The organism is Sphingomonas sp. ABOLE (genome assembly GCF_003950455.1).
GTDB lineage: Bacteria > Pseudomonadota > Alphaproteobacteria > Sphingomonadales > Sphingomonadaceae > Sphingomonas > Sphingomonas trueperi.
Genome location: NZ_QQWY01000018.1, coordinates 36,510 through 56,155 on the forward strand (window position 1 = coordinate 36,510; position 19,646 = coordinate 56,155).

The window sequence follows — 19,646 nt, forward strand, 5'->3', positions numbered from 1 at the left end:
GACGTGATGATGATTGTGAGCGCGCCCGTCACCCTGCCGGCGTGCCCCGGCTATCCCCCACCTCCAGCCAGTACCCGTCAGGATCCTGCACATAGATCTGGCGCACCCCATCGAAGCGGAGCTGCATCTTGCGCGGCGCGCCGGTGAAGTTGGTCCAGGCGAGATGGTGCGCGTCGAGCCACGCCATCACCGTCGCGAGATCGTCGACATGGAGGGCGAGATGCTCGTCTCGGTTCGACGGCTTGGGCGCGGTGCGGCCGTCGAGAATGTGCAGCGCCATGCCATGGCCGAGATCGAGCCAGCGGCGGTTCTTGAGCGGCGTCGGGATGAGCCGCAGCCCGAACGCCTCGTGGTAGAAGGCGGCGCTGCGATCGATGTCCGACGCCTGGATCGCGACATGCTCGGCCTGCGCCGGGGCGGGCGCTGCGGCTTGGGGCGGGGCGGCCACTGCCTGGAGAGGCGCAGCAAGGATCAGCAGGACCGTGTAAGCGAGCATGGGCACCCCCTCGGTTTTGGTCGGAACGTGTCGGGCGGAGACTGAAGTGTCGCCAACCGATTGATCAGTTTCCTCGATCCGCTCCCGGCGGGAGGATCAAGCGGTCGTCTATCTCTCGGCGACGGCACTTCGCAGCGAAGGCCGCTGCAAGGACCATATCGCTCTCAAACACGACCCGCTCTGAATCCGTCAGCCGGTAATATTCTTCATAGTCTGCCAGGCGATTGCTGACAGGAATGCTCAGATAGGGTTGTCCGCTCACCATGTCGGTGCCGAGCGCGAAACGCCCCTCGCGCGATGCCATGCTGTCGACGAAGCGCGGCATCACCGCGCCGCGACCGCCGCGTCGCTCGCCAGCTTGTCCGCCCGCTCATTGTCCGGATGCCCGGCATGGCCCTTGACCCATTTCCACTCGACCCGGTGGGGCTTGGCGGCGGCGAGGAGTTCCTGCCAGAGATCGGCGTTCTTGACCGGCTTCTTGTCGGCCGTGCGCCAGCCATTCTTCATCCAGCCATGGATCCACTTGGTCAGGCCGTCCATCACATAGCGGCTGTCGGTGGAGAGCGTCACCCGGCAGGGGCGCTTGAGCGCCTTCAGCCCCTCGATCGCCGCCATCAGCTCCATGCGGTTGTTGGTGGTGTGCGCCTCGCCGCCGGACAGTTCCTTCTCGATGTCGCCCATGCGCAGCAGCGCGCCCCAGCCGCCCGGGCCGGGATTGCCCTTGCACGCGCCGTCGGTCGCGATCTCGACATGCTGGAGTTCGGCAGTCATGCGATCGCCGACAGTACGGAGGCATAGACGTGCGACCGTCGCCAGAAGGCCATCGGGTCCTTGCGCGTCACCAGCGCGTCGGCGGGGGTGTTGAGCCAGTCCCAGGCGCGCGACAGGGTGAAACGGATGCAGGCACCGGTCGCCAGCAGCGGCAGGATCGCGCGTTCCTTTTCGGTGAGCTTGTAGCTGGTCTCATAGCCCTCCAGCAGCGCCTCGGACACGTACGGATCGAACCGCTCGCCCGTCGCGTCGAACGCCCAGGCGGTGTGCATCACCGCGAGGTCGTAGAGCCGGAGGTCGGTGCAGGCGAAGTAGAAGTCGATCAAACCCGTCACCCGGTTGCCGAGCATCAGGACATTGTCCGGGAACAGGTCGGCATGGATCGCGCAGGTGTCGAAGCCTTCGCGCGGCCACAGCGCGGTGACGCGGTCGAGCGCCCGGCCGAGTTCCTCGTACAGCCCCGGGGCGATGTCGTTGAGGCTGGTGCCGCAGCGTTCGAACAGCGGGCGCCAGGTATCCACCCCCATCGAATTGGGGCGATCCTGCGGAAAGTCGGCGACCGCCTTGTGCATCCGGCCCATCGCCTCGGCCGCCGCGCGCGCCTGTGCAGGCGTCGGGTGCGAGACCGAGACCCCCGACAGGAACTGGATCAGGCACGCCGGGCGTCCTTCCAGCGTGTGGATCAGCGTGCCGTCGCGATCGGGCACCGCCGGGGGCACCGGCAGCCCGCGATCGGCGCAGTGATCGAGCAGTGCCATGAAATAGGGCAGGTCACCCTGGTCGACGCGCTTCTCGTACAGCGTCAGGATGAAGCGGCTCTTGCTCGTGTCGACGAGGTAGTTGCTGTTCTCCACCCCCTCGGCGATGCCCTTGGCCGAGACCAGCTCGCCGACGTCGAAGCGCTCGAGGAACGCCGACAGCGCCTCGGCCGAAACCTGCGTGTAGACGGCCATTACGCAGCCTCGAGCCCGCGCGGCAGCTTGAACACGACGTTCTCTTCCACCGTCTCCACCTCGCGCTCGGTCACCGCGAACCGGGTGCCGAGCTGCTCGACGACTTCGCGGACCAAGACTTCCGGGGCCGAGGCGCCGGCGCTGATACCGACGCGGGTCACGCCGTCGAACCAGGCGAAGTCGATCTCGGCGGCGCGCTGGATCAGCACCGCACGGGCGCCGCCACGCTTGGCGACCTCGACCAGCCGCAGCGAGTTGGACGAATTGGGCGCGCCGATCACCAGCACCAGCTCGGCCTGCTCGGCGATCGCCTTCACCGCCCCCTGCCGGTTCGAGGTGGCATAGCAGATGTCGTCCGCGCCCGGCGCCAGCATCGTCGGGAAGCGGCGCTTGAGGATGCCGAGCACCGCGGCGGTATCGTCCACCGACAGCGTGGTCTGGGTGAGAAAGGCGAGATTCTCGGGATCGGGCACCACCACCGATTCGGCATCGGCCTCGGTCTCGACCAGCGTCATCGCGCCTTCGGGGACCTGGCCGAAGGTGCCGATCACCTCGGGGTGGCCCTGATGCCCGACGAACAGGATGTGGCGCCCGGCGGCGACGTGGCGCTCGGCCTGGCGATGGACCTTGGAGACCAGCGGGCAGGTCGCGTCGAGATAGGAAAGCCCGCGTTGCTCGGCCTTGTGCGGCACCGCCTTGGGCACGCCGTGGGCGGAGAACACCACCGGCACGCCGTCCGGCACATGGTCCAGCGTCTCGACGAACACGGCGCCCTTGGCGCGCAGATTCTCGACGACGAACTTGTTGTGGACGATCTCGTGCCGGACATAGACCGGCGCGCCATATTTCTCGATCGCGAGTTCGACGATGCGGATCGCGCGGTCGACGCCGGCGCAGAAGCCGCGGGGCGCTGCGATCAGCAGCTCCAGGGGACGCTTTTCGGTGTTTGCCATCGGGTGGAGCCTCTACGCGATTGCTTGCGCGGGCGGAAGGCGGTTCCTATGGTGCGCGCCGTTCCGGTCCCCGTCTCGTCGCAGATGGGGGGCGGCTGTTCGGTTCGAAAGGTTGCCCTCCCTTGTCTGTGCCTAAGTTCACCGTTCCCGCCCTGATCCTGCTCGCCGCCAGCGGTTGCGCCCGCACCGGCGAAATCACCGAAGGCGGCATCAGCGCGGTGCGCACCGCCTGCCCGACGGTGGCGATTCCGGCCGGCACCGGCGACGTGACGCTGTTCGATCCGGCGACCAGCCGCGAGGCGAGCGCGATCGACGTGGTGGCGACGATCACCAACATCCAGTCGACCTGCAACGATGCCGGCGCGCAGGTGGTGACCGACGTCAAGTTCGACGTCCTGGCCCGCCGCCGCGATGCCGGTCCGGCACGCGACGTGGTGCTGCCCTATTTCCTCACCGTGGTGCGCGGCGGGACCAATGTCGAGGCGAAGCGTGTCGCCAACGTTACGCTCCATTTCGAGGCGGGCCAGCTCCGCGCCAGCGCCGTGGGGACGGCGACGAGCAGCGTCTCGCACGCCGCCGCGACGCTCCCCGACGAGGTCCGTCGCCGCCTGACCGCCAAGCGCAAGGCAGGCGAGGAATCGGCGGCGACCGATCCGCTGAGCGATCCGTCGGTGCGTCGCGCGGTGCTCTCGGCGACGTTCGAGGCGCTGGTGGGCTTCCAGCTGACCGACGAGCAGCTCAAGTACAACGCGACGCGGTGATCCTACGTTAAGATCCTCCCCGGAACGGGGAGGGGGACCGCGCGGCGCAAGCCGCGTGGTGGAGGGGCGCGCCGACAGGCGCGGTTGCGCTGCCAACGCAGAACTACCGCCGCTGGCGCGGCGGCCCCTCCACCATGCTGCGCATGGTCCCCCTCCCCGTTCCGGGGAGGATCTAAAATCACCACTATCCCGATTGACTCGCGCCAGCCGTCCCGCCAAGGCTCGCGGACGTCGATGCCGGGCAACCGGCATGGGCATGCGCGGGAGAGAATCCGGTTCGCCGGATCGCCGAAGGAGCAACCGCCCCGGAATCTCTCAGGCACCGAGGACCGCGCAGGCCACGACACTCTGGAAAGCGAGACGGCCGCCGAGGCCGGGCTCCACCGAAGGGGTAAGCCGGGTACCACCCGTGCGAAAGCTCTCAGGTTCCGTGACAGAGGGGGCGATGGTGTTGCGAAGGGCTTCGGCTCCACGCGCGCCGTTGAAACCCTGATGCCCGGAGTGCCCCATGAGCGAAGCCGCCGAAGATACCGCCACCGACCTGCCGATCGAGACGCTGCCGCTCGACGCCTGGCACCGCGCGCGCGGCGGCCGGATGGTGCCGTTCGCGGGCTATGCCATGCCGGTCCAGTATGAAGGCATCATGGCCGAGCATCTCTGGACGCGCGAACATGCCGGGCTGTTCGACGTCAGCCATATGGGCCAGCTGCTCTTCTCGGGCGTCGACTTCGACGCCGGCCTCGAAAAGCTGCTGCCGGGCGACGTGAAGGGCCTGGGCGAGGGCCGGATGCGCTATTCGCTGCTGCTCAGCGAAGAAGGCGGCATTCACGACGACCTGATGATGACCCGGCTGCCCGCCGACAATGCCTTCGAGATCGAGGGCGGCACGATCTACATGGTCGTCAACGGCGCGACCAAGTGGGACGATCTGGGCGTGTTCCGCGAGTTCCTGCCAGACGAAGTGACGATCAACCATCTCGAGGATCAGGCGCTGCTGGCGCTGCAGGGGCCGGAGGCGGTGACCGCGCTCGCACGCGTGCTGCCGGGCGTCGAGACGCTGGTGTTCATGACAGCCGCCGCGTTCGAATGGAACGGCAACCCGCTCTGGGTCAGCCGCTCGGGCTATACCGGCGAGGACGGCTACGAGATTTCGCTGCCGGGCGAGGCGGCGGAGGCGTTCGCCGACGCGCTCACCGCGCAGCCCGAGGTGAAGCCGATCGGCCTGGGCGCGCGCGATTCGCTGCGCCTGGAGGCCGGCCTGCCGCTCTACGGCCATGACCTCGATCTGGAGACCACGCCAGTCGCCGCCGATCTGGGCTTCGCGCTGTCCAAGCGCCGCCGCGAAGAGGGCGGTTTCGCCGGTGCCGAGCGCATCCTCGCCGAGCGCGAGCAGGGCAGCGCCATGAAGCGCGTCGGCCTGATCGTCGAGGGCCGCCAGCCGGTGCGCGAGGGCGCGGCGGTGGTCGATGCCTCGGGCGCCGAGGTCGGCAAGGTCACCTCGGGCGGGTTCGCGCCTTCGGTGCAGAAGCCGATCGCGATGGCCTATGTGCCCTCGGCCCTTGCAGCGGCCGGTACCAAGATTACGCTTGTCCAGCGGGGCAAGCAGCATTCCGCGGAGGTCGTTGCGATGCCCTTCGTCCCCCACCGCTATGTCCGAAAGGGAGCGTGACATGAGCCGTTATTTTACCGAAGACCATGAGTGGATCGAAGTCGACGGCGACGTCGCGACGGTCGGCATCACCGAATATGCCCAGAGCCAGCTCGGCGACATCGTGTTCGTCGAAGTGCCCGACGAGGGCAAGGAACTGAGCAAGGGCGACGATGCCGCGGTCGTCGAGAGCGTCAAGGCGGCGTCGGACGTGTATGCGCCGGTGTCGGGCACCGTCGTCGAGGGCAACAGCGACCTCGCCGACAACCCCGCGCTGGTGAACGAGGATCCGGAAGGCGAAGGCTGGTTCTTCAAGATGACGCTCAGCGACGAGAGCGAGCTGGAAGGCCTGATGAACGAGGCCAAGTACCAGGCGTTCGTCGCCAAGCTGTGATCTCTTATTAGCCCCTCCCCCTCCTGGGGGGAGGGAGGGGCCCGCTGCCGGAGGCAGTGGGAGGGAGAGGGTGAGCGGTTGCTCAGGCAACCGCTCACCCTCTCCAAGCTGCGCTAGGCGCTGAAGCGCCAAGCTCCGCTATCCTCCCCCTCGAGGGGGAGGAACGAAAGCATGATGGGATTGCCACCCTTCACGGGATCATCCCACCCCATAATCCCTCCCATTTGCGGGAGGTAGAGTAGGACAGTCGATGCGCTACCTGCCCCTTACCCCGGCCGACCGTCAGGCAATGCTTGGCACGATCGGCGCCCCGTCGATCGACGATCTGTTCGTCGACGTGCCCGAAAGCGCCCGCCTGAGCGGGCCGATCGCCGGCCTGCCGATGCATGCGTCGGAACTCGCGGTCGAACGCCACATGACCGCGCTGGCGCGCAAGAACCTCGCCGCCGGCGAGGTGCCGTTCTTCCTGGGGGCAGGGGCCTATCGCCACCATGTGCCGGCCTCGGTCGATCACCTCATCCAGCGCGGCGAGTTCCTCACCGCCTACACGCCCTACCAGCCGGAAATCGCGCAGGGCACGCTGCAGATGATGTTCGAGTTCCAGAGCCAGATCGCCCGGCTGCTGGGTTGCGACGTCGCCAATGCCTCGATGTACGACGGCTCGACCGCGTGCTGGGAAGCGATCTCGATGGCGCGCCGCGTCACCAAGCGCGGCAAGGCGATCCTCTCGGGCGGTCTGCACCCGCATTATGTCTCGGTCGCCAAGACGATGGCGCGCTTCACCGGCGATCAGCTCGTCACCGGCGTGCCGACGCTGAGCCCCGAGCCCGACACGCTCGACCTGATCAACGCGATCGACGCCGACACCTCGTGCGTCGTCGTCCAGTATCCGGACATTCTCGGCCGCATCGAGGACATGTCGGCGCTGGCCGAGGCCTGCCACGCCAAGAAGGCGCTGCTGATCGCCGTCGTCACCGAGCCGGTGGCGCTGGGGGCGATCAAGGCGCCGGGCGAGATGGGCGCGGACATCGTCGTCGGCGAGGGCCAGTCGCTCGGCGTCGGCCTGCAATTCGGCGGGCCGTATGTCGGCCTGTTCGCCTGCTCGGAAAAGCTGGTGCGCCAGATGCCGGGCCGCCTTTGTGGCGAGACGGTGGACGCCAGCGGCAAGCGCGGCTTCGTGCTGACGCTCTCCACCCGCGAGCAGCATATCCGCCGCGAAAAGGCGACGTCGAACATCTGCACCAGCTCGGTGCTGTGCGCGCTCGCCATGTCGGTGCACATGACGCTCTTGGGCGAGAAGGGCCTGCGCCAGCTCGCCGAGCTCAACCATGTCGGCGCCAGCGCCGCCGCCGATCGCCTCGCCGACGTGGACGGGGTGGAGCTGGTCACCGACCGGTTCTTCAACGAATTCACCCTGAAGCTGTCCAAGGAAGCGCGCCCCGTCGTCCGCCAGCTTGCCGACAAGGGCATCCTGGCCGGCGTGTCGCTCGGCCGCCTCTATCCGGGCGTCGAGGAGTTGCAGAACGGCCTCGTCGTCGCGGTCACCGAAACCACCACGGAGGAGGACGTCGAGACGCTTGCCTCCGCACTCGAGGAGGTGCTGGCATGAGCACGATCAATCCGTCGGGCTGGCGCCCCACCACGCCGTCGGGAGGTGGCGAGAGCGCCGAGGGCACGTACACCGGCAACCGCGCGCTGATGCTGGAAGAGGCGCTGATCTTCGAGATCGGCTCCACCGACACCACCGGCGTCGATTTCGGTGAGGCCCCTGCGGGCAAGTCGCGCCTCGCGGGCATGGAGCGCTCGAAGGCCATCGGCCTGCCGGGCCTGTCCGAGCCCGAGACGGTGCGCCACTATACCCGCCTCAGCCGCCAGAACTATGCCATCGATCTCGGCCTGTTCCCGCTGGGCAGCTGCACGATGAAGCACAATCCGCGCCTCAACGAGCGGATGGCACGCCTGCCGGGCTTCGCCGACATCCACCCGCTGCAGCCGGTCGATACCGTGCAGGGCGCGCTGGAGGCGATCGACCAGCTCGCGCACTGGCTGATCACGCTCACCGGCATGCAGGCGGTGGCGATGAGCCCCAAGGCCGGCGCGCATGGCGAACTCTGCGGCGTGCTGGCGATCCGCGCCGCGCTCGACGCCAAGGGCGAGACCGCGCGCCGCATCATGCTGGTGCCGGAATCGGCGCACGGCACCAACCCGGCGACGGCGGCCTTCGCCGGCTTCGCGGTGGAGGACATCCCCGCGACGCCGGAAGGCCGGGTCGACGTGGCGGCACTCAAGGCGCGGCTGGGGCCGGACATCGCCGGCGTGATGATCACCAACCCGAACACCTGCGGCCTGTTCGAGCCGGACCTCAAGGACATTTCCGACGCGGTCCATGCCGCCGGCGGCTATGTCTATTGCGACGGCGCCAACTTCAACGCGATCGTCGGCCGGGTGCGCCCGGGTGATCTCGGCGTCGATGCGATGCACATCAACCTGCACAAGACCTTCTCCACCCCGCATGGCGGCGGCGGTCCGGGTTCGGGCCCGGTGGTGCTGTCGGCGGCGCTGGCGCCCTATGCACCGTTGCCCTTCGTCGAGAAGACGGCCGATGGCTATCGCCTCGTCGAGGAGGAGAATGCCGAGGAGCATCATGCCGGCACCTTCGGCCGCATGACCGCCTTCCACGGCCAGATGGGCATGTTCACCCGCGCGCTGACCTATATCCTCAGCCACGGTGCCGACGGCCTGCGCCAGGTCGCCGAGGATTCGGTGCTCAATGCCAATTACGTGCTGCGCGCGATGGAGGACGTGCTCGACGCACCCTTCGCCAAGACCGGCCCGTGCATGCATGAGGCGATCTTCAGCGACAAGGGCCTGCCCGAGGGCTTCTCGACGCTCGATATCGCCAAGGGGCTGATCGACGAGGGCTATCACCCGATGACGGTGTATTTCCCGCTCGTCGTCCACGGCGCGATGCTGGTCGAGCCGACCGAGACCGAGAGCAAGGCGGCGCTCGACCAGTTCATCGGCGCGTTCCGCAACGTCGCGACCAAGGCCAAGCAGGGCGAGGCGGCGCTGAAGAGCGCGCCGCACTTCGCGCCTCGCCGCCGCCTCGACGAGACGCTCGCCGCGCGCAAGCCGTTGCTGGCGTACAAGGACGCGGCACCCGCCGAAGCGGCCGAGTAAGCGTCCGACCCGTTACCCCCCGAGAGGGTCGCACACGCCGGCTGGAAGCCCCCGCTTCCCGCCGGCGTTTTGCGTCTGGGGGAGGTGGGCGGCGCTATTGCGGTCGCTGCCGCCGCTCTGCATACAGAGCGCGCCCGCGCGCGCTGCGCCGGGTCCGCGCGGGGGGGCAGCGGCGGAAGGACGCGCCGTAGACCCTCTTCCTTGCGGATGGCCGACTCCCCTCCTTCGGAAAGTTGCTCGATGCGCCTGATCGCCTGCTGTCTCCTGGCTTCCCTGACCGCCGGCACGGCGATCGCGCAACAACGGCCGGTGCTGACGGACGCCGACTACACACGCGCCGCGCACCAGCTGGCGCCGTGGACGGCGCCGCTGGTCGATCACGCGGTACGCTCGGCGCATTGGATCGACGCCCGCCGCTTCTGGTATGTCGACACCGATCACGGCGTGCCGACGATCATGCTGGTCGATGCGGCCAAGCGCACCAAGAAGGCCGCCTTCGAGACCAGGGCGCTGCTCGCCTCGCTCAACGCCACCGGTCTGAAGGAGCAGAACGCGGCGAAGCTGGCCATCGGCGATTTCATGCCGGACCTCGCCCGGAACCGGGCGGTGCTCAGTGTCGGCGGCAAGCGCTATGCGTGCGCGATGGTGCAGCCCTACGCTTGCACGGAATCGGCAGCGCCGAGCGCCGGGCAGATCGCCGGCTATCTGGCGCAGCAGGGCCCGGCCGATGCGGTGCTCTCCCCGGACGGCAAGCGCGCCGCCTTCGTGCGCGACTGGAACCTGTGGGTCCGCGACATGGCAACGGGTGCGGAACGGCAGCTGACGACCGACGGCGTGAAGGATTTCGGCTACGCGACGGACAATGCGGGCTGGAAGCATTCCGATCAGGCGATCGTGATCTGGTCCCCCGACTCCAGGAAGCTGGCGACCTTCCAGCAGGACCAGCGCGCGGTGGCGGACTTCTCGATCACCACGACCCAGGTCGGCCATTCGAAGGTCGACACGTGGAAATATCCGTTCGTCGGCGACAAGGAGATCATTCAGATCCAGCGCGTCATCGTCGACGTGGATGCCGGCCAGGTGATCCGCCTTAAGATGCCGGCGGAGCCGCATCGCTCCTCGCTGTGCGACGACGTGGTGTGCGGCGAGGGTCCGCAGGACATGCAGTGGGCGAAGGACGCGAAGACGCTCGCCTTCGTCTCGACCTCGCGCGACCACAAGGTGGAGACCGTGCGCATCGCCGACGCGACCAGCGGCGCGGTGCGCGACCTGTTCACCGAGAGCGTGCCGACCTGGTTCGACAGCGGCTACAATGACGAGGGGATCAACTGGCGCTATCTCTCCGAGCGCGGCGAGATCCTGTGGTGGTCGCAGCGCGACGACTGGGGCCATTATTATCTGTACAGCGCCGCCACCGGCAAGCTGATCCGCCAGGTCACCCAAGGCCAGTGGAACGTCGATCATCCCGTCTTCATCGACGAGCGCAGCGGCAAGATGCTGGTGGCGGGCGTCGGGCGGGAGCCCGGCATGGATCCCTATTATCGCAGCATCTATGCCATCGACCTAAAGGGCGGCGCACCCAAGCTGCTGACGCCGGAAAGGCAGGATCATATCGCGATCCCGTCGAGCGACGGGCGATATTTCGTCGACATCTACTCGACCCCGCAGGAGCCGCAGACCGCCGTGCTGCGCAGCGCCGACGGATCGGTCGTCACGGGGTTGGCGAAAGGCGACGTCACGCGGCTGCGCGCGGCGGGCTGGCAGGCGCCGGAGAGCATCGCCGTCCGGTGCAGCGACGGCAAGACGCTGTGCCACGGGCTGCTGTTCAAGCCGGCCGGGCTCGATCCGCAGCGCAAGTATCCGGTCGTCGACTATATCTATCCCGGCCCGTTCATGGGGACGATCCCCTCGCGGCAGTTCTCTGCGGCCCAGGGGGATGCGGGTGCGCTGGCGCAGCTGGGCTTTGCCGTGGTCGAGATCGACGGGCTGGGCACGCCGCGTCGCTCCAAGGCCTTCCAGGACTATTACTACCGCGACATGGGCAAGCAGGCCGTGCCCGACCAGCGGAGCGGCATCCAGGATCTGGCCAAGCGCTACGCCTGGCTCGACCTCGACCGCGTCGGCATCTGGGGCCATTCGGGCGGCGGCAATGCGACCGCGGCGGCGATGTTCCTCTATCCCGATTTCTTCAAGGTCGGGATCGCCGAGAGCGGCAACCACGACAACCGCAACTATGAAGACGATTTCTACGAGAAATATCTCGGGTTGCTGGAGAGCGACGGGAAGAAGACCAACTACGACCTGCAGGCCAATCAGGACATCGCCAGGAACCTGAAGGGCAAGCTGCTGTTGGCGCACGGCATGCTCGACGACAATGTGCCGGTCTCCTCGACGCTGCTGGTGGTCGATGCGCTGGAAAAGGCCAACAAGGATTTCGACCTCGTCCTGTTTCCGCGCGCGCATCACGGCTATGGCGACCAATCCTACTATATGATGCGCCGCCGCTGGGACTATTTCGTCGAGAACCTGATGGGTGCCACGCCGCCGAAGGAGTACCGGATCGAGCGGCCGGGCAACTGAAGTCTTCTCGTTCGGCCCGTGATCGACGTCGCGGCGCGGGACAGGGCGTGAAAAGCGAGTTTTGACGCGGCGGAGCTTGCCTCTATGCTGCACTGCATCGCTCAGGGGGGACTCCGCCATGCAGTTCGATACGCCGCACCTGATCCGCTACGGCATCACCGCGCTCGTCGTGGGGCTGATCCTCGCGCTGCGCCTCCGCCGGATGTCGAAGGCGCGGCCGCTGATGCTCGAACGACTGTGGATCATCCCGGCGCTCTATGCGCTGCTCGTCGCCAGCCTGTTCCTGCGGCTGCAGCCGAGCCTCGGCGGCTCGGCGCTGTGCGCCGCCGCGCTGGTGGTGGGCGGCGGGCTCGGCTGGCAGCGGGGTAAGCTGATGCGGCTCTCGGTCGACCCGGAGACGCACCAGCTCAACCAGAGGGCGTCGATCGGCGGGCTGCTGTTCATCGTCGTGCTGATCGCGATCAAGCTGGTCGGCCAGGCCGAGGGCTCGGCGCTGCACCTCAACGTGGTGCTGCTCACCCAGGCCTTCGGCACGATGGCGCTAGGGCTGTTCAGCGCGATGCGGTTGGAGATGTATCTCCGTGGGCGTAGGCTGCTCGCCCAGGCGCGGGCGGCCGCATGAGCGATCGCGAGCGCAGCTGGCTGGCCCCGCCCGAAGGCGTGCGGCGCCACGCCCCCGCGACGCTGCGCAATCGCGCGGCGATCGCCACGATGCTGGGCGAGCTGCTCCCCGTCTCCGGCCGCGTGCTCGAAGTGGCCAGCGGCAGCGGCGAGCATTGCGCCTATTTCGCCGAGCATTTCCCCAGGCTGGAATGGCACCCGAGCGACCCGGACCCGGATGCGCTCGCCTCGATCGCGTCGTGGTGCGCGGGGCTGGCCAATGTCCGCCCGCCGGTCGCGCTGGATGCGGCGGCGGCGACGTGGCCGGTGAGCCATGCCGATGCGATCCTGTGCATCAACATGGTCCATATCAGCCCCTGGGCGGCGACGCTGGGGCTGATGGCGGGGGCAGGGCAGCTGCTGCCGCCGGGCGCACCGCTGATCCTTTACGGGCCCTATCGCGAGGCAGGCGTGCCCACCGCGCCCTCGAACGAGGAATTCGACCAGTCGTTGCGCGCGCGCGACTCCGAATGGGAACTCCGCCTGCTGGACGAGGTGATCGCTGCGGCCGCGGCGCAAGGGCTGGTGTTCGAGCGGCGAGTGGCGATGCCCGCCAACAACCTCATAGTGGCGTTTCGGCGTAGCTAGCGCGGCCCCGCGCCAGCTTCTGTTCGCGATAGACGATGTAGAGCCCGCTGGCGATGATCACCGGTGCGCCCAGCCAGGTCGAGAAGGTCGGGAACACGTCGAACAGCAGCCAGCCGTAGAGCGTCGCCCAGATCAGCCCCGAATAGTCCATCGGCACCACCGCGGAGACGGGGGCGAAGCGCATCGCGCCGGTGAGCGCCAGCTGGCCCACTCCGCCGACCAGCCCCGTGGCGATCAGGATCGCCCAGGTCTCGGCGTCGTGCGGGCGATAGTTGAACGCGTAGATCGCACCCAGCACCGGCACCGAGAGCAAAGAGAACCAGAACACCGTGGTGCCGGCGCTTTCGGTCCTGCCGATCTGGCGCAGCGTGATCGCGACGATCGCGACGAACAGCGCCGCCATCAGCCCGACGAACGCACCGAAGATCGGGATCGCCTGCTGGCCGGGCTGGACGACGATCAGCACGCCGACAAAGCCCAGGATCACCGCGCCCCAGCGGTGCCAGCCGGTCGGCTCGCCGAGGATCAGCGCGCCGAGCAGCGTGGCGAAGATCGGCACGGTGAACTGGAAGGTCTGCGCCTCGGCCAGCGGCAGCAGGATCACCGCGCCGAAGGTGAAGATCATGCCGGTGAGGCCCACCGCGGTGCGCCAGGCATGCGCGCCGAAGCGCTCCGTCTTCAGCGACTTGAGGCCGGGCCCCAGCGCCACCCACAGCGTGACCAGCGGCACCGCCCAGAGCTGGCGGTGGAACATCGTCTCGATCAGCGAGGCGCCGCGCAGCTCGGACATCTTGATGAGCGCCGACATCGTCGACATGCAGAAGATGGCGAAGAGGCGGAGCGCCAGGCCGGTGGCGATGCGGTCGGGTCGGGCTTCGGACACGCGGGGACGGTTAGGGGCGGGGGGCATCAGCGGCAACCCCAATTGCGGTTTTTCCTGTCAATCCCGGCCCTTCCCGAAGTCGAGCGGTTCCGCGCCGACCGTCCTCAGCACGTTGTTGGCCGACTTGCGCCAAGGATCCATGCGCCGTCCGTTCGCCACTCGCCCCTCGTCCGTACTCATGTGGGTAATGATGTCGGACGAAAACCGCAGGAACTTTCGAATGCTGCGAGCCGATTCGAAATCCAGGCCCACCTTGAGCTGGAACAGGTGTTCGCTCATCCGGTCATGGCATTCTTCGCGCGCGCCAACCTCACAGCTGCGATAGAAGGTGTCGATCTCCTCGCGAATGTTGTCCAGAGCGATCTGGCGCACGAGTCGCTGCCGTTCCGCCGCCTGGCGCACTTCCTCCTGCGCGAGATGCTCCTGCAGCTTCCACTGCGCGCGATTGACGAAATAGAGCGCCACCGCGATGCCGACCTGGCCGATCGCGCCGACCGCCGCTAGGAAGGTGGGGATCGGATCGTCCGACTCCGCCGTCAGGATCAGCGTGAGCAGCACGCCGAAGAGCACGCCGCCGGACAGCCAGCGGCGTTCCTTCTCCGACAGCGAATGAATCTGTTGCATCGTTATCCCCCAGTATCTTGGAACAGGTTCCTGATACCGGGGGCGGGTAGAGGCCGGAGCTGTCGAAAGGGTTAAGCCGGGCGCCCCGCAGCGAACAGCCGGTCCACCACCACCGCGAGCGACTCCTGCCATGCCGGGGCGCGGTAGCCGAAGGTTTCGGCGAAGCGGGTGCAGTCGAGCCGGGAGTTGGCTGGGCGCTTGGCCGGGGTGGGATAGCCCGAAGTCGGGATGCCGGTCACCTCGGCGGTCGGGCCGCCATGCTTCGCGCTTTCGGCGAAGATCGCGCGGGCGAAATCCGCCCAGGTCGTCTCGCCCGAGCCGGTGAAATGGTAGAGCCCGCTGGTCGCGCCCTCGCGCTGCCAATGCTCGACCACGGTGAGGATCGCCGTCGCGATGTCGAGCGCCGAGCCCGGGCAGCCGCGCTGGTCCTCGACGACGTTGAGCGCGTCGCGCGTCTCGGCGAGGCGCAGCATCGTCTTGACGAAATTGTTGCCGAACGGGCTGTAGACCCAGGCCAGCCGCAGCACGGCGTGGGTAGCGCCCGAGGCCTGCACCGCCTGTTCCCCGGCCAGCTTGGTCGCGCCATAGACGCCGAGCGGGCCGGTGGGATCCTCCTCGCGCCAGGGACGGTCGAGGCTGCCGTCGAACACATAGTCGGTCGACAGATGGATGATCGGCGCGCCGATCTCGGCGCCCGCGCGGGCCAGCACGCCGGGGCCGTCGCCGTTGATCGCCATGGCGAGCTCGGGCTCGCTTTCGGCCTTGTCGACCGCGGTATAGGCGGCGGCCGAGACGATCAGCTCGGGCTGGATGCGCGCCACCGCGGCTTCGATCGTCTCGGGCTTGGAGAGATCGAACTCGGGATAGGCGGTGAAGACCAGCTCATGGCCCTGCGCCTGCTCGGCCAGCGCCTGGGCGACCTGGCCGTCATGCCCGGTGACGAGGATGCGCATCAGGCGGTCTGGCCCAGACGCTCGCCGGCGTACTTGCCGGAGCGGATCGGGCCCCACCACCATTCGTTTTCGAGATACCAGTCGATCGTCGCGGCGATGCCGGTGTCGAAATTCTCCTCGGCCTTCCAGCCCAGCTCGGTCTCGAGCTTGGTCGCATCGATCGCGTAGCGGCGATCATGGCCGGGACGATCGGTGACGAAGGTGATCAGCGCGCGGCGCTTCCTGCCGTCCGCCAGCGGGATCCGCTGGTCGAGCAGGTCGCAGATCGTCTCGACCACCTGCAAATTGGTCCGCTCGTTGCGGCCGCCGACATTGTAGCTCTGGCCGACCTTGCCGGTGGTCGCGATGGTCGCCAGCGCCTTGGCGTGATCGTCGACATAGAGCCAGTCGCGGATATTCTCGCCCTTGCCGTAGACCGGCAGCGGCTTGCCCTCGAGCGCGTTGAGGATGGTCAGCGGGATCAGCTTCTCGGGGAAGTGGAACGGCCCGTAATTGTTCGAGCAGTTCGACAGCACCACCGGCAGGCCATAGGTGTGGCCCCAGGCGCGGACCAGGTGATCGCTCGCCGCCTTCGACGCCGAATAGGGCGAGGAGGGATCATAGGGCGTCTCTTCGGTGAAGATGCCGCTGTCGAACGGCAGGTCGCCGAACACTTCGTCGGTGGAAATGTGGTGGAAGCGGAAACCGTCGCGCTTCTCGCCTTCCAGCTCGCGCCAATATTGCAGCGCCGACTGGAGCAGCTTGAAGGTGCCGACGATGTTGGTCTCGATGAACGCGCCCGGGCCGTCGATCGAGCGATCGACATGGCTCTCGGCGGCGAGGTGCATCACCACATCGACCTGTTCCTCGCGCAGCAGCGGCAGGATCGTCGCGGTGTCGGCGATGTCGGCATGGACGAAGCGGTAGTTGGGCGCGTTCTCGATCGCGGTCAGCGAGGCCGGGTTGCCGGCATAGGTGAGCTTGTCGAGATTGATGACGCGCGCGCCCTGGCGGACGAGGTGACGCACCACCGCCGAGCCGATGAAGCCGGCGCCGCCGGTGACGAGGAAGGTCTGCTGCTGCATGGCTCAGCCCTGATAGAAGAAGGGGGTGTTGAACGCGGCGAAGGACGGCGCGACCGCGTCCTTGCCCGAGAGCACGGGCTCGACGCCGATGTCCGGCCAGGCGATGGCGAGGTCAGGATCGTTCCAGCGGATCGCCATTTCCTCGTCGGGCGCATAGCGGGCGCTGACCTTGTAGAGGATTTCGCAATCGGGGACGAGCGTCATGAAGCCATGCGCATAGCCTACGGGCACCAGCAGCTGGTTCCACTTCTCCGCCGACAGCTCGACGCCGACCCACTTGCCATAGGTGGGCGAGCCGCGACGGATATCGACCGCGACGTCGAAGATCGCGCCGCGCAGCACGCGGATCAGCTTGGCCTGGGCGAAGGGCGGCGCCTGCAGATGCAGGCCGCGCACCGTGCCGGGCTGGGCGGAGAAGCTCTGATTGTCCTGCACCCAGCGCGCCTCGACGCCCTCGGCATCGAGCAGCGACTGCTTGAACACCTCGGAGAAGAAGCCGCGGTTGTCGCCCAGCTTGGGCGGCGTGAACTCGATCACGCCGGACAGTTCGTGGTGATGGACCTGGGTCATGCCGCGGCCACCAGCTTGCGCAGATAGGCGGCATAGCCGGTCTTGCCGAGCCCGGCGGCGCGTGCAAGCAGCGCCTCGGCGTCCAGCCAGCCGGCGTCGAACGCGACTTCCTCGGGGCAGGCGATCTTCACGCCGGTGCGGTGCTCGAGCGTGCGGACGAACGAGCCGGCATCGTGCAGGCTGTCATGCGTGCCGGTGTCGAGCCAGGCATAGCCGCGGCCGAGCCGGGTGATGTGGAGGTCGCCGCGCTCCAGATAGGTGCGGTTGACGTCGGTGATCTCGAGCTCGCCGCGGGCGGAGGGCTGGATCGACTTGGCGATGTCGACGACGTCCTTGTCGTAGAAATAGAGGCCGGTGATCGCCCAGTTGGACTTGGGCTCGGCCGGCTTTTCCTCGACGCTGGTGGCGACCCCGGTTTCGGGATCGAAGGCGACCACGCCGTAGCGTTCGGGATCGTCGACATGATAGGCGAACACGTTGGCGCCGCCCTGCGACGCCTGGTCGGCGGCGGCCTTGCAGCGCTCGCCCATCTTCTCGCCGTGGTAGATATTGTCGCCCAGAATCAGCGCGCTCGGATTGTTGCCGACGAAATCGGCACCGATCACGAAGGCTTCGGCCAGGCCGTTGGGCGAGGGCTGCTCGGCATAGCTGAGATTGATGCCGAAGGCCGATCCGTCGCCGAGCAGCGCCTGAAACATCGGCAGGTCGCGCGGCGTGGAGATGATCAGGATGTCGCGGATGCCGGTGAGCATCAGCACCGACAGCGGGTAGAAGATCATCGGCTTGTCATAGACGGGAAGCAGCTGCTTCGAGATCGACAGCGTTGCGGGGTAGAGGCGCGTGCCACTCCCACCCGCAAGGATGATTCCCTTCATTCGATAATCCCCCATGGTGCGGGCCGAGCCGCAACGACAACGAAACGAGAAACGGAAGCCGGGCCGCTGTCAATCCTTGGGCGGATCGATCGGGCGGCCCGGCGACGTGCGTGGATCAGAACGCGTTGGAGTGTACGATCACCCGCAGCGTCTTGAACAGGATGGTGATGTCGCGCCAGATGTCCCAGCCGTCGATATATTCCATGTCCGCCTGGAGCCGGTTGGTCAGGTCGACGCGGCGGTCGGTGGCGCCGCGGAAGCCGCGCACCTGGGCAAGGCCGGTCATGCCGGGCTTGAGCGTGTGGCGGTGCCAGTAGCGCTCGTCGATTTCCCAGAACAGATGATCGGCGGCGCGCGAGCCGAGCGCATGCGGGCGCGGGCCCACCACGCTCATGTCGCCGCGCAGCACGTTGAGCAGCTGCGGCAGCTCGTCGATGCTGGTCTTGCGGATGAAGCGGCCGACCTTGGTGATGCGATCGTCGTCGCGGCTGGCCGAGACGTTGCCGTTCGCATCGCACAGCGTGACGCGCATCGAGCGGAACTTGAGGATCTTGAACAGCCGGTTGCCGCGGCCGACGCGGTCCTGCGCGAACAGCACCGGGCCGGAGCTCTCCAGCTTGATCAGGATGGCGACGAGGATCATCAGCGGCGCCAGCGCTAGCACCGCGGGCACCGTGATCGCCAGGTCGAGCGCGCGCTTCTTGGCGCGGTTCGGCATGCTGAGCGGGCCCTGCGAGACGACCAGCGTGTCCTTGCCGTCATAGGAGTCAACGCCGATCGCGCCCAGCGCGTTGAACTGGGGAACGAGGATCTCGCCCTTGATGTTCATGCCTTTGAGCAGCAGCGCCCAGACCGCGCGATGCTCCTCGGTGCAGGCGACCACCACGCGATCGAACCCGATCACGGTGGTGCCGAGCCGGTGGAGCATCTGCGGGTCGCGCGGGTTCGGCGACAGGTTGATGATCCGCGCGTCGAGCGCCACCGCGTCGCCGGCAACCTCGAGCGCGACTCCGTCGACGATCACCAGCTCGTCGAGCAGCCGGCCGCCGGTCGCCGCGCGGACGTGGCGGCGGAACACCAGCCGGCCGGTGATCAGAAAGAACAGCGACAGCAAGGTGCCCTCGGCCAGCTGCACGCGCGAGAGCGGCAGTTCGGCGGTGAGCAGGTAGCTGCCGAGCAGCACGACGAAGACCGAGAAGAAGAAGGCCGAGAAGATGTTCTTCACCCCGCTCACCGGGTAGCGCAGGCAGCCCAGCGAATAGGTGCCGCTGGCGAGCGCGGTGCCCAGCGTGATCGGCAGCAGGAAGACGCCGACATTGATGCCGGCGAGCGACAGCCAATTGCCGTCGCGCGTGCAGGCGGCAAGATAGAAGGCGGCAAGGATCGCGATGCTGTCGAGCAGCAGGAGCTCGGTATAGAGCACCATGCGGAGCGTCGATCGCCGCCAGACGGGGGCGACCGATCGATCGATCCGGGCATGCGCCCGAAGCTGCTCTTCAAAGGCGCGCTGTGCTTCAAAAGCGTTCATGGCCTCACTGGGCTCCCTCAACGGAATTTGCACGCTGACAGCGGCCGAGTCGGCCTGTTGCACTGCATTATAATGAGACGGTTTGCGATGCGATAGTCTCGGTATCGATCAAATGGTCTGATTTCGGGACCGGGATTCAACAAGATCGCACCCTGGATTGTTGGC

General features: G+C 67.5%; 20 protein-coding genes and 1 riboswitch. Of the genes, 8 read left to right on the forward strand and 12 right to left on the reverse strand.

Annotated elements, in window-relative coordinates; genetic code table 11:
- Nucleotides 1-28: 28 nt before the first annotated feature.
- The 5 genes from CA234_RS12650 to ispH all read right to left on the reverse strand — a co-directional run bounded on the left by CA234_RS12650 (nt 29) and on the right by ispH (nt 3,173).
- Entirely contained in the window at nt 29-496 is a 468-nt protein-coding gene (locus CA234_RS12650) for a VOC family protein (RefSeq protein WP_125975644.1), read from the reverse strand.
- A 64-nt stretch (nt 497-560) separates the two neighbouring features.
- Nucleotides 561-821 (reverse strand): hypothetical protein, encoded by a 261-nt coding sequence (locus CA234_RS12655; RefSeq protein WP_126001851.1) that lies wholly within the window; start codon nt 819-821, stop codon nt 561-563.
- Nucleotides 821-1,267, reverse strand: coding sequence for a ribonuclease HI (gene rnhA, locus CA234_RS12660; RefSeq protein ID WP_125975648.1), 447 nt, complete (start codon nt 1,265-1,267; stop codon nt 821-823). Before rnhA ends, CA234_RS12655 begins: the two co-directional genes overlap by 1 nt.
- Nucleotides 1,264-2,220, reverse strand: coding sequence for a homoserine kinase (gene thrB / locus CA234_RS12665; protein ID WP_125975650.1), 957 nt, complete (start codon nt 2,218-2,220; stop codon nt 1,264-1,266). The genes rnhA and thrB overlap by 4 nt, the downstream gene beginning before the upstream one ends.
- Nucleotides 2,220-3,173, reverse strand: coding sequence for a 4-hydroxy-3-methylbut-2-enyl diphosphate reductase (ispH, locus tag CA234_RS12670; RefSeq protein ID WP_125975652.1), 954 nt, complete (start codon nt 3,171-3,173; stop codon nt 2,220-2,222). The genes thrB and ispH overlap by 1 nt, the downstream gene beginning before the upstream one ends.
- A gap of 128 nt (nt 3,174-3,301) precedes the next feature.
- Between ispH and CA234_RS12675 the strand changes: the two genes are divergently transcribed.
- The 8 genes from CA234_RS12675 to CA234_RS12710 all read left to right on the forward strand — a co-directional run bounded on the left by CA234_RS12675 (nt 3,302) and on the right by CA234_RS12710 (nt 12,984).
- On the forward strand, nt 3,302-3,934 hold the full coding sequence (locus CA234_RS12675; protein WP_241213487.1) for a hypothetical protein: 633 nt from the start codon (nt 3,302-3,304) through the stop codon (nt 3,932-3,934).
- Nucleotides 3,935-4,185: 251 nt separating this feature from the next.
- Nucleotides 4,186-4,276, forward strand: a riboswitch (glycine riboswitch).
- Nucleotides 4,277-4,442: 166 nt separating this feature from the next.
- Entirely contained in the window at nt 4,443-5,603 is a 1,161-nt protein-coding gene (gene gcvT / locus CA234_RS12680) for a glycine cleavage system aminomethyltransferase GcvT (RefSeq protein ID WP_126001853.1), read from the forward strand.
- A gap of 1 nt (nt 5,604) precedes the next feature.
- A complete protein-coding gene (gene gcvH / locus CA234_RS12685) occupies nt 5,605-5,976 on the forward strand; it encodes a glycine cleavage system protein GcvH (RefSeq protein WP_125975658.1) in 372 nt (123 codons plus the stop codon).
- Between the two features lie 250 nt (nt 5,977-6,226).
- Entirely contained in the window at nt 6,227-7,585 is a 1,359-nt protein-coding gene (gcvPA, locus tag CA234_RS12690; RefSeq protein WP_126001854.1) for an aminomethyl-transferring glycine dehydrogenase subunit GcvPA, read from the forward strand.
- A complete protein-coding gene (gcvPB, locus tag CA234_RS12695) occupies nt 7,582-9,156 on the forward strand; it encodes an aminomethyl-transferring glycine dehydrogenase subunit GcvPB (RefSeq protein WP_126001855.1) in 1,575 nt (524 codons plus the stop codon). Before gcvPA ends, gcvPB begins: the two co-directional genes overlap by 4 nt.
- A 240-nt stretch (nt 9,157-9,396) precedes the next feature.
- Nucleotides 9,397-11,736 carry a DPP IV N-terminal domain-containing protein gene (locus CA234_RS12700; protein WP_126001856.1) on the forward strand — a complete coding sequence of 780 codons (2,340 nt, stop codon included), beginning with the start codon at nt 9,397-9,399 and terminating at the stop codon, nt 11,734-11,736.
- 118 nt (nt 11,737-11,854) lie between these two features.
- Nucleotides 11,855-12,358 (forward strand): CcdC protein domain-containing protein, encoded by a 504-nt coding sequence (locus CA234_RS12705; RefSeq protein ID WP_126001857.1) that lies wholly within the window; start codon nt 11,855-11,857, stop codon nt 12,356-12,358.
- Complete coding sequence (locus tag CA234_RS12710) at nt 12,355-12,984, forward strand: DUF938 domain-containing protein (protein ID WP_126001858.1); 630 nt, start codon at nt 12,355-12,357, stop codon at nt 12,982-12,984. Before CA234_RS12705 ends, CA234_RS12710 begins: the two co-directional genes overlap by 4 nt.
- Here the strand turns inward: CA234_RS12710 and CA234_RS12715 are convergent.
- The 7 genes from CA234_RS12715 to CA234_RS12745 all read right to left on the reverse strand — a co-directional run bounded on the left by CA234_RS12715 (nt 12,959) and on the right by CA234_RS12745 (nt 19,481).
- Nucleotides 12,959-13,867, reverse strand: coding sequence for a DMT family transporter (locus CA234_RS12715; protein WP_125975670.1), 909 nt, complete (start codon nt 13,865-13,867; stop codon nt 12,959-12,961). The genes CA234_RS12710 and CA234_RS12715 overlap by 26 nt on opposite strands.
- Before the next feature lie 57 nt (nt 13,868-13,924).
- Complete coding sequence (locus CA234_RS12720) at nt 13,925-14,491, reverse strand: hypothetical protein (RefSeq protein WP_125975672.1); 567 nt, start codon at nt 14,489-14,491, stop codon at nt 13,925-13,927.
- Between the two features lie 71 nt (nt 14,492-14,562).
- Complete coding sequence (rfbD, locus tag CA234_RS12725; protein WP_125975674.1) at nt 14,563-15,444, reverse strand: dTDP-4-dehydrorhamnose reductase; 882 nt, start codon at nt 15,442-15,444, stop codon at nt 14,563-14,565.
- Nucleotides 15,444-16,508 carry a dTDP-glucose 4,6-dehydratase gene (gene rfbB, locus CA234_RS12730; protein ID WP_126001859.1) on the reverse strand — a complete coding sequence of 355 codons (1,065 nt, stop codon included), beginning with the start codon at nt 16,506-16,508 and terminating at the stop codon, nt 15,444-15,446. The genes rfbD and rfbB overlap by 1 nt, the downstream gene beginning before the upstream one ends.
- A 3-nt stretch (nt 16,509-16,511) precedes the next feature.
- On the reverse strand, nt 16,512-17,078 hold the full coding sequence (gene rfbC, locus CA234_RS12735) for a dTDP-4-dehydrorhamnose 3,5-epimerase (protein WP_125975678.1): 567 nt from the start codon (nt 17,076-17,078) through the stop codon (nt 16,512-16,514).
- Complete coding sequence (rfbA, locus tag CA234_RS12740) at nt 17,075-17,953, reverse strand: glucose-1-phosphate thymidylyltransferase RfbA (protein WP_126001860.1); 879 nt, start codon at nt 17,951-17,953, stop codon at nt 17,075-17,077. Before rfbA ends, rfbC begins: the two co-directional genes overlap by 4 nt.
- 115 nt (nt 17,954-18,068) lie before the next feature.
- Entirely contained in the window at nt 18,069-19,481 is a 1,413-nt protein-coding gene (locus CA234_RS12745; protein WP_126001861.1) for an exopolysaccharide biosynthesis polyprenyl glycosylphosphotransferase, read from the reverse strand.
- Nucleotides 19,482-19,646 lie beyond the last annotated feature (165 nt).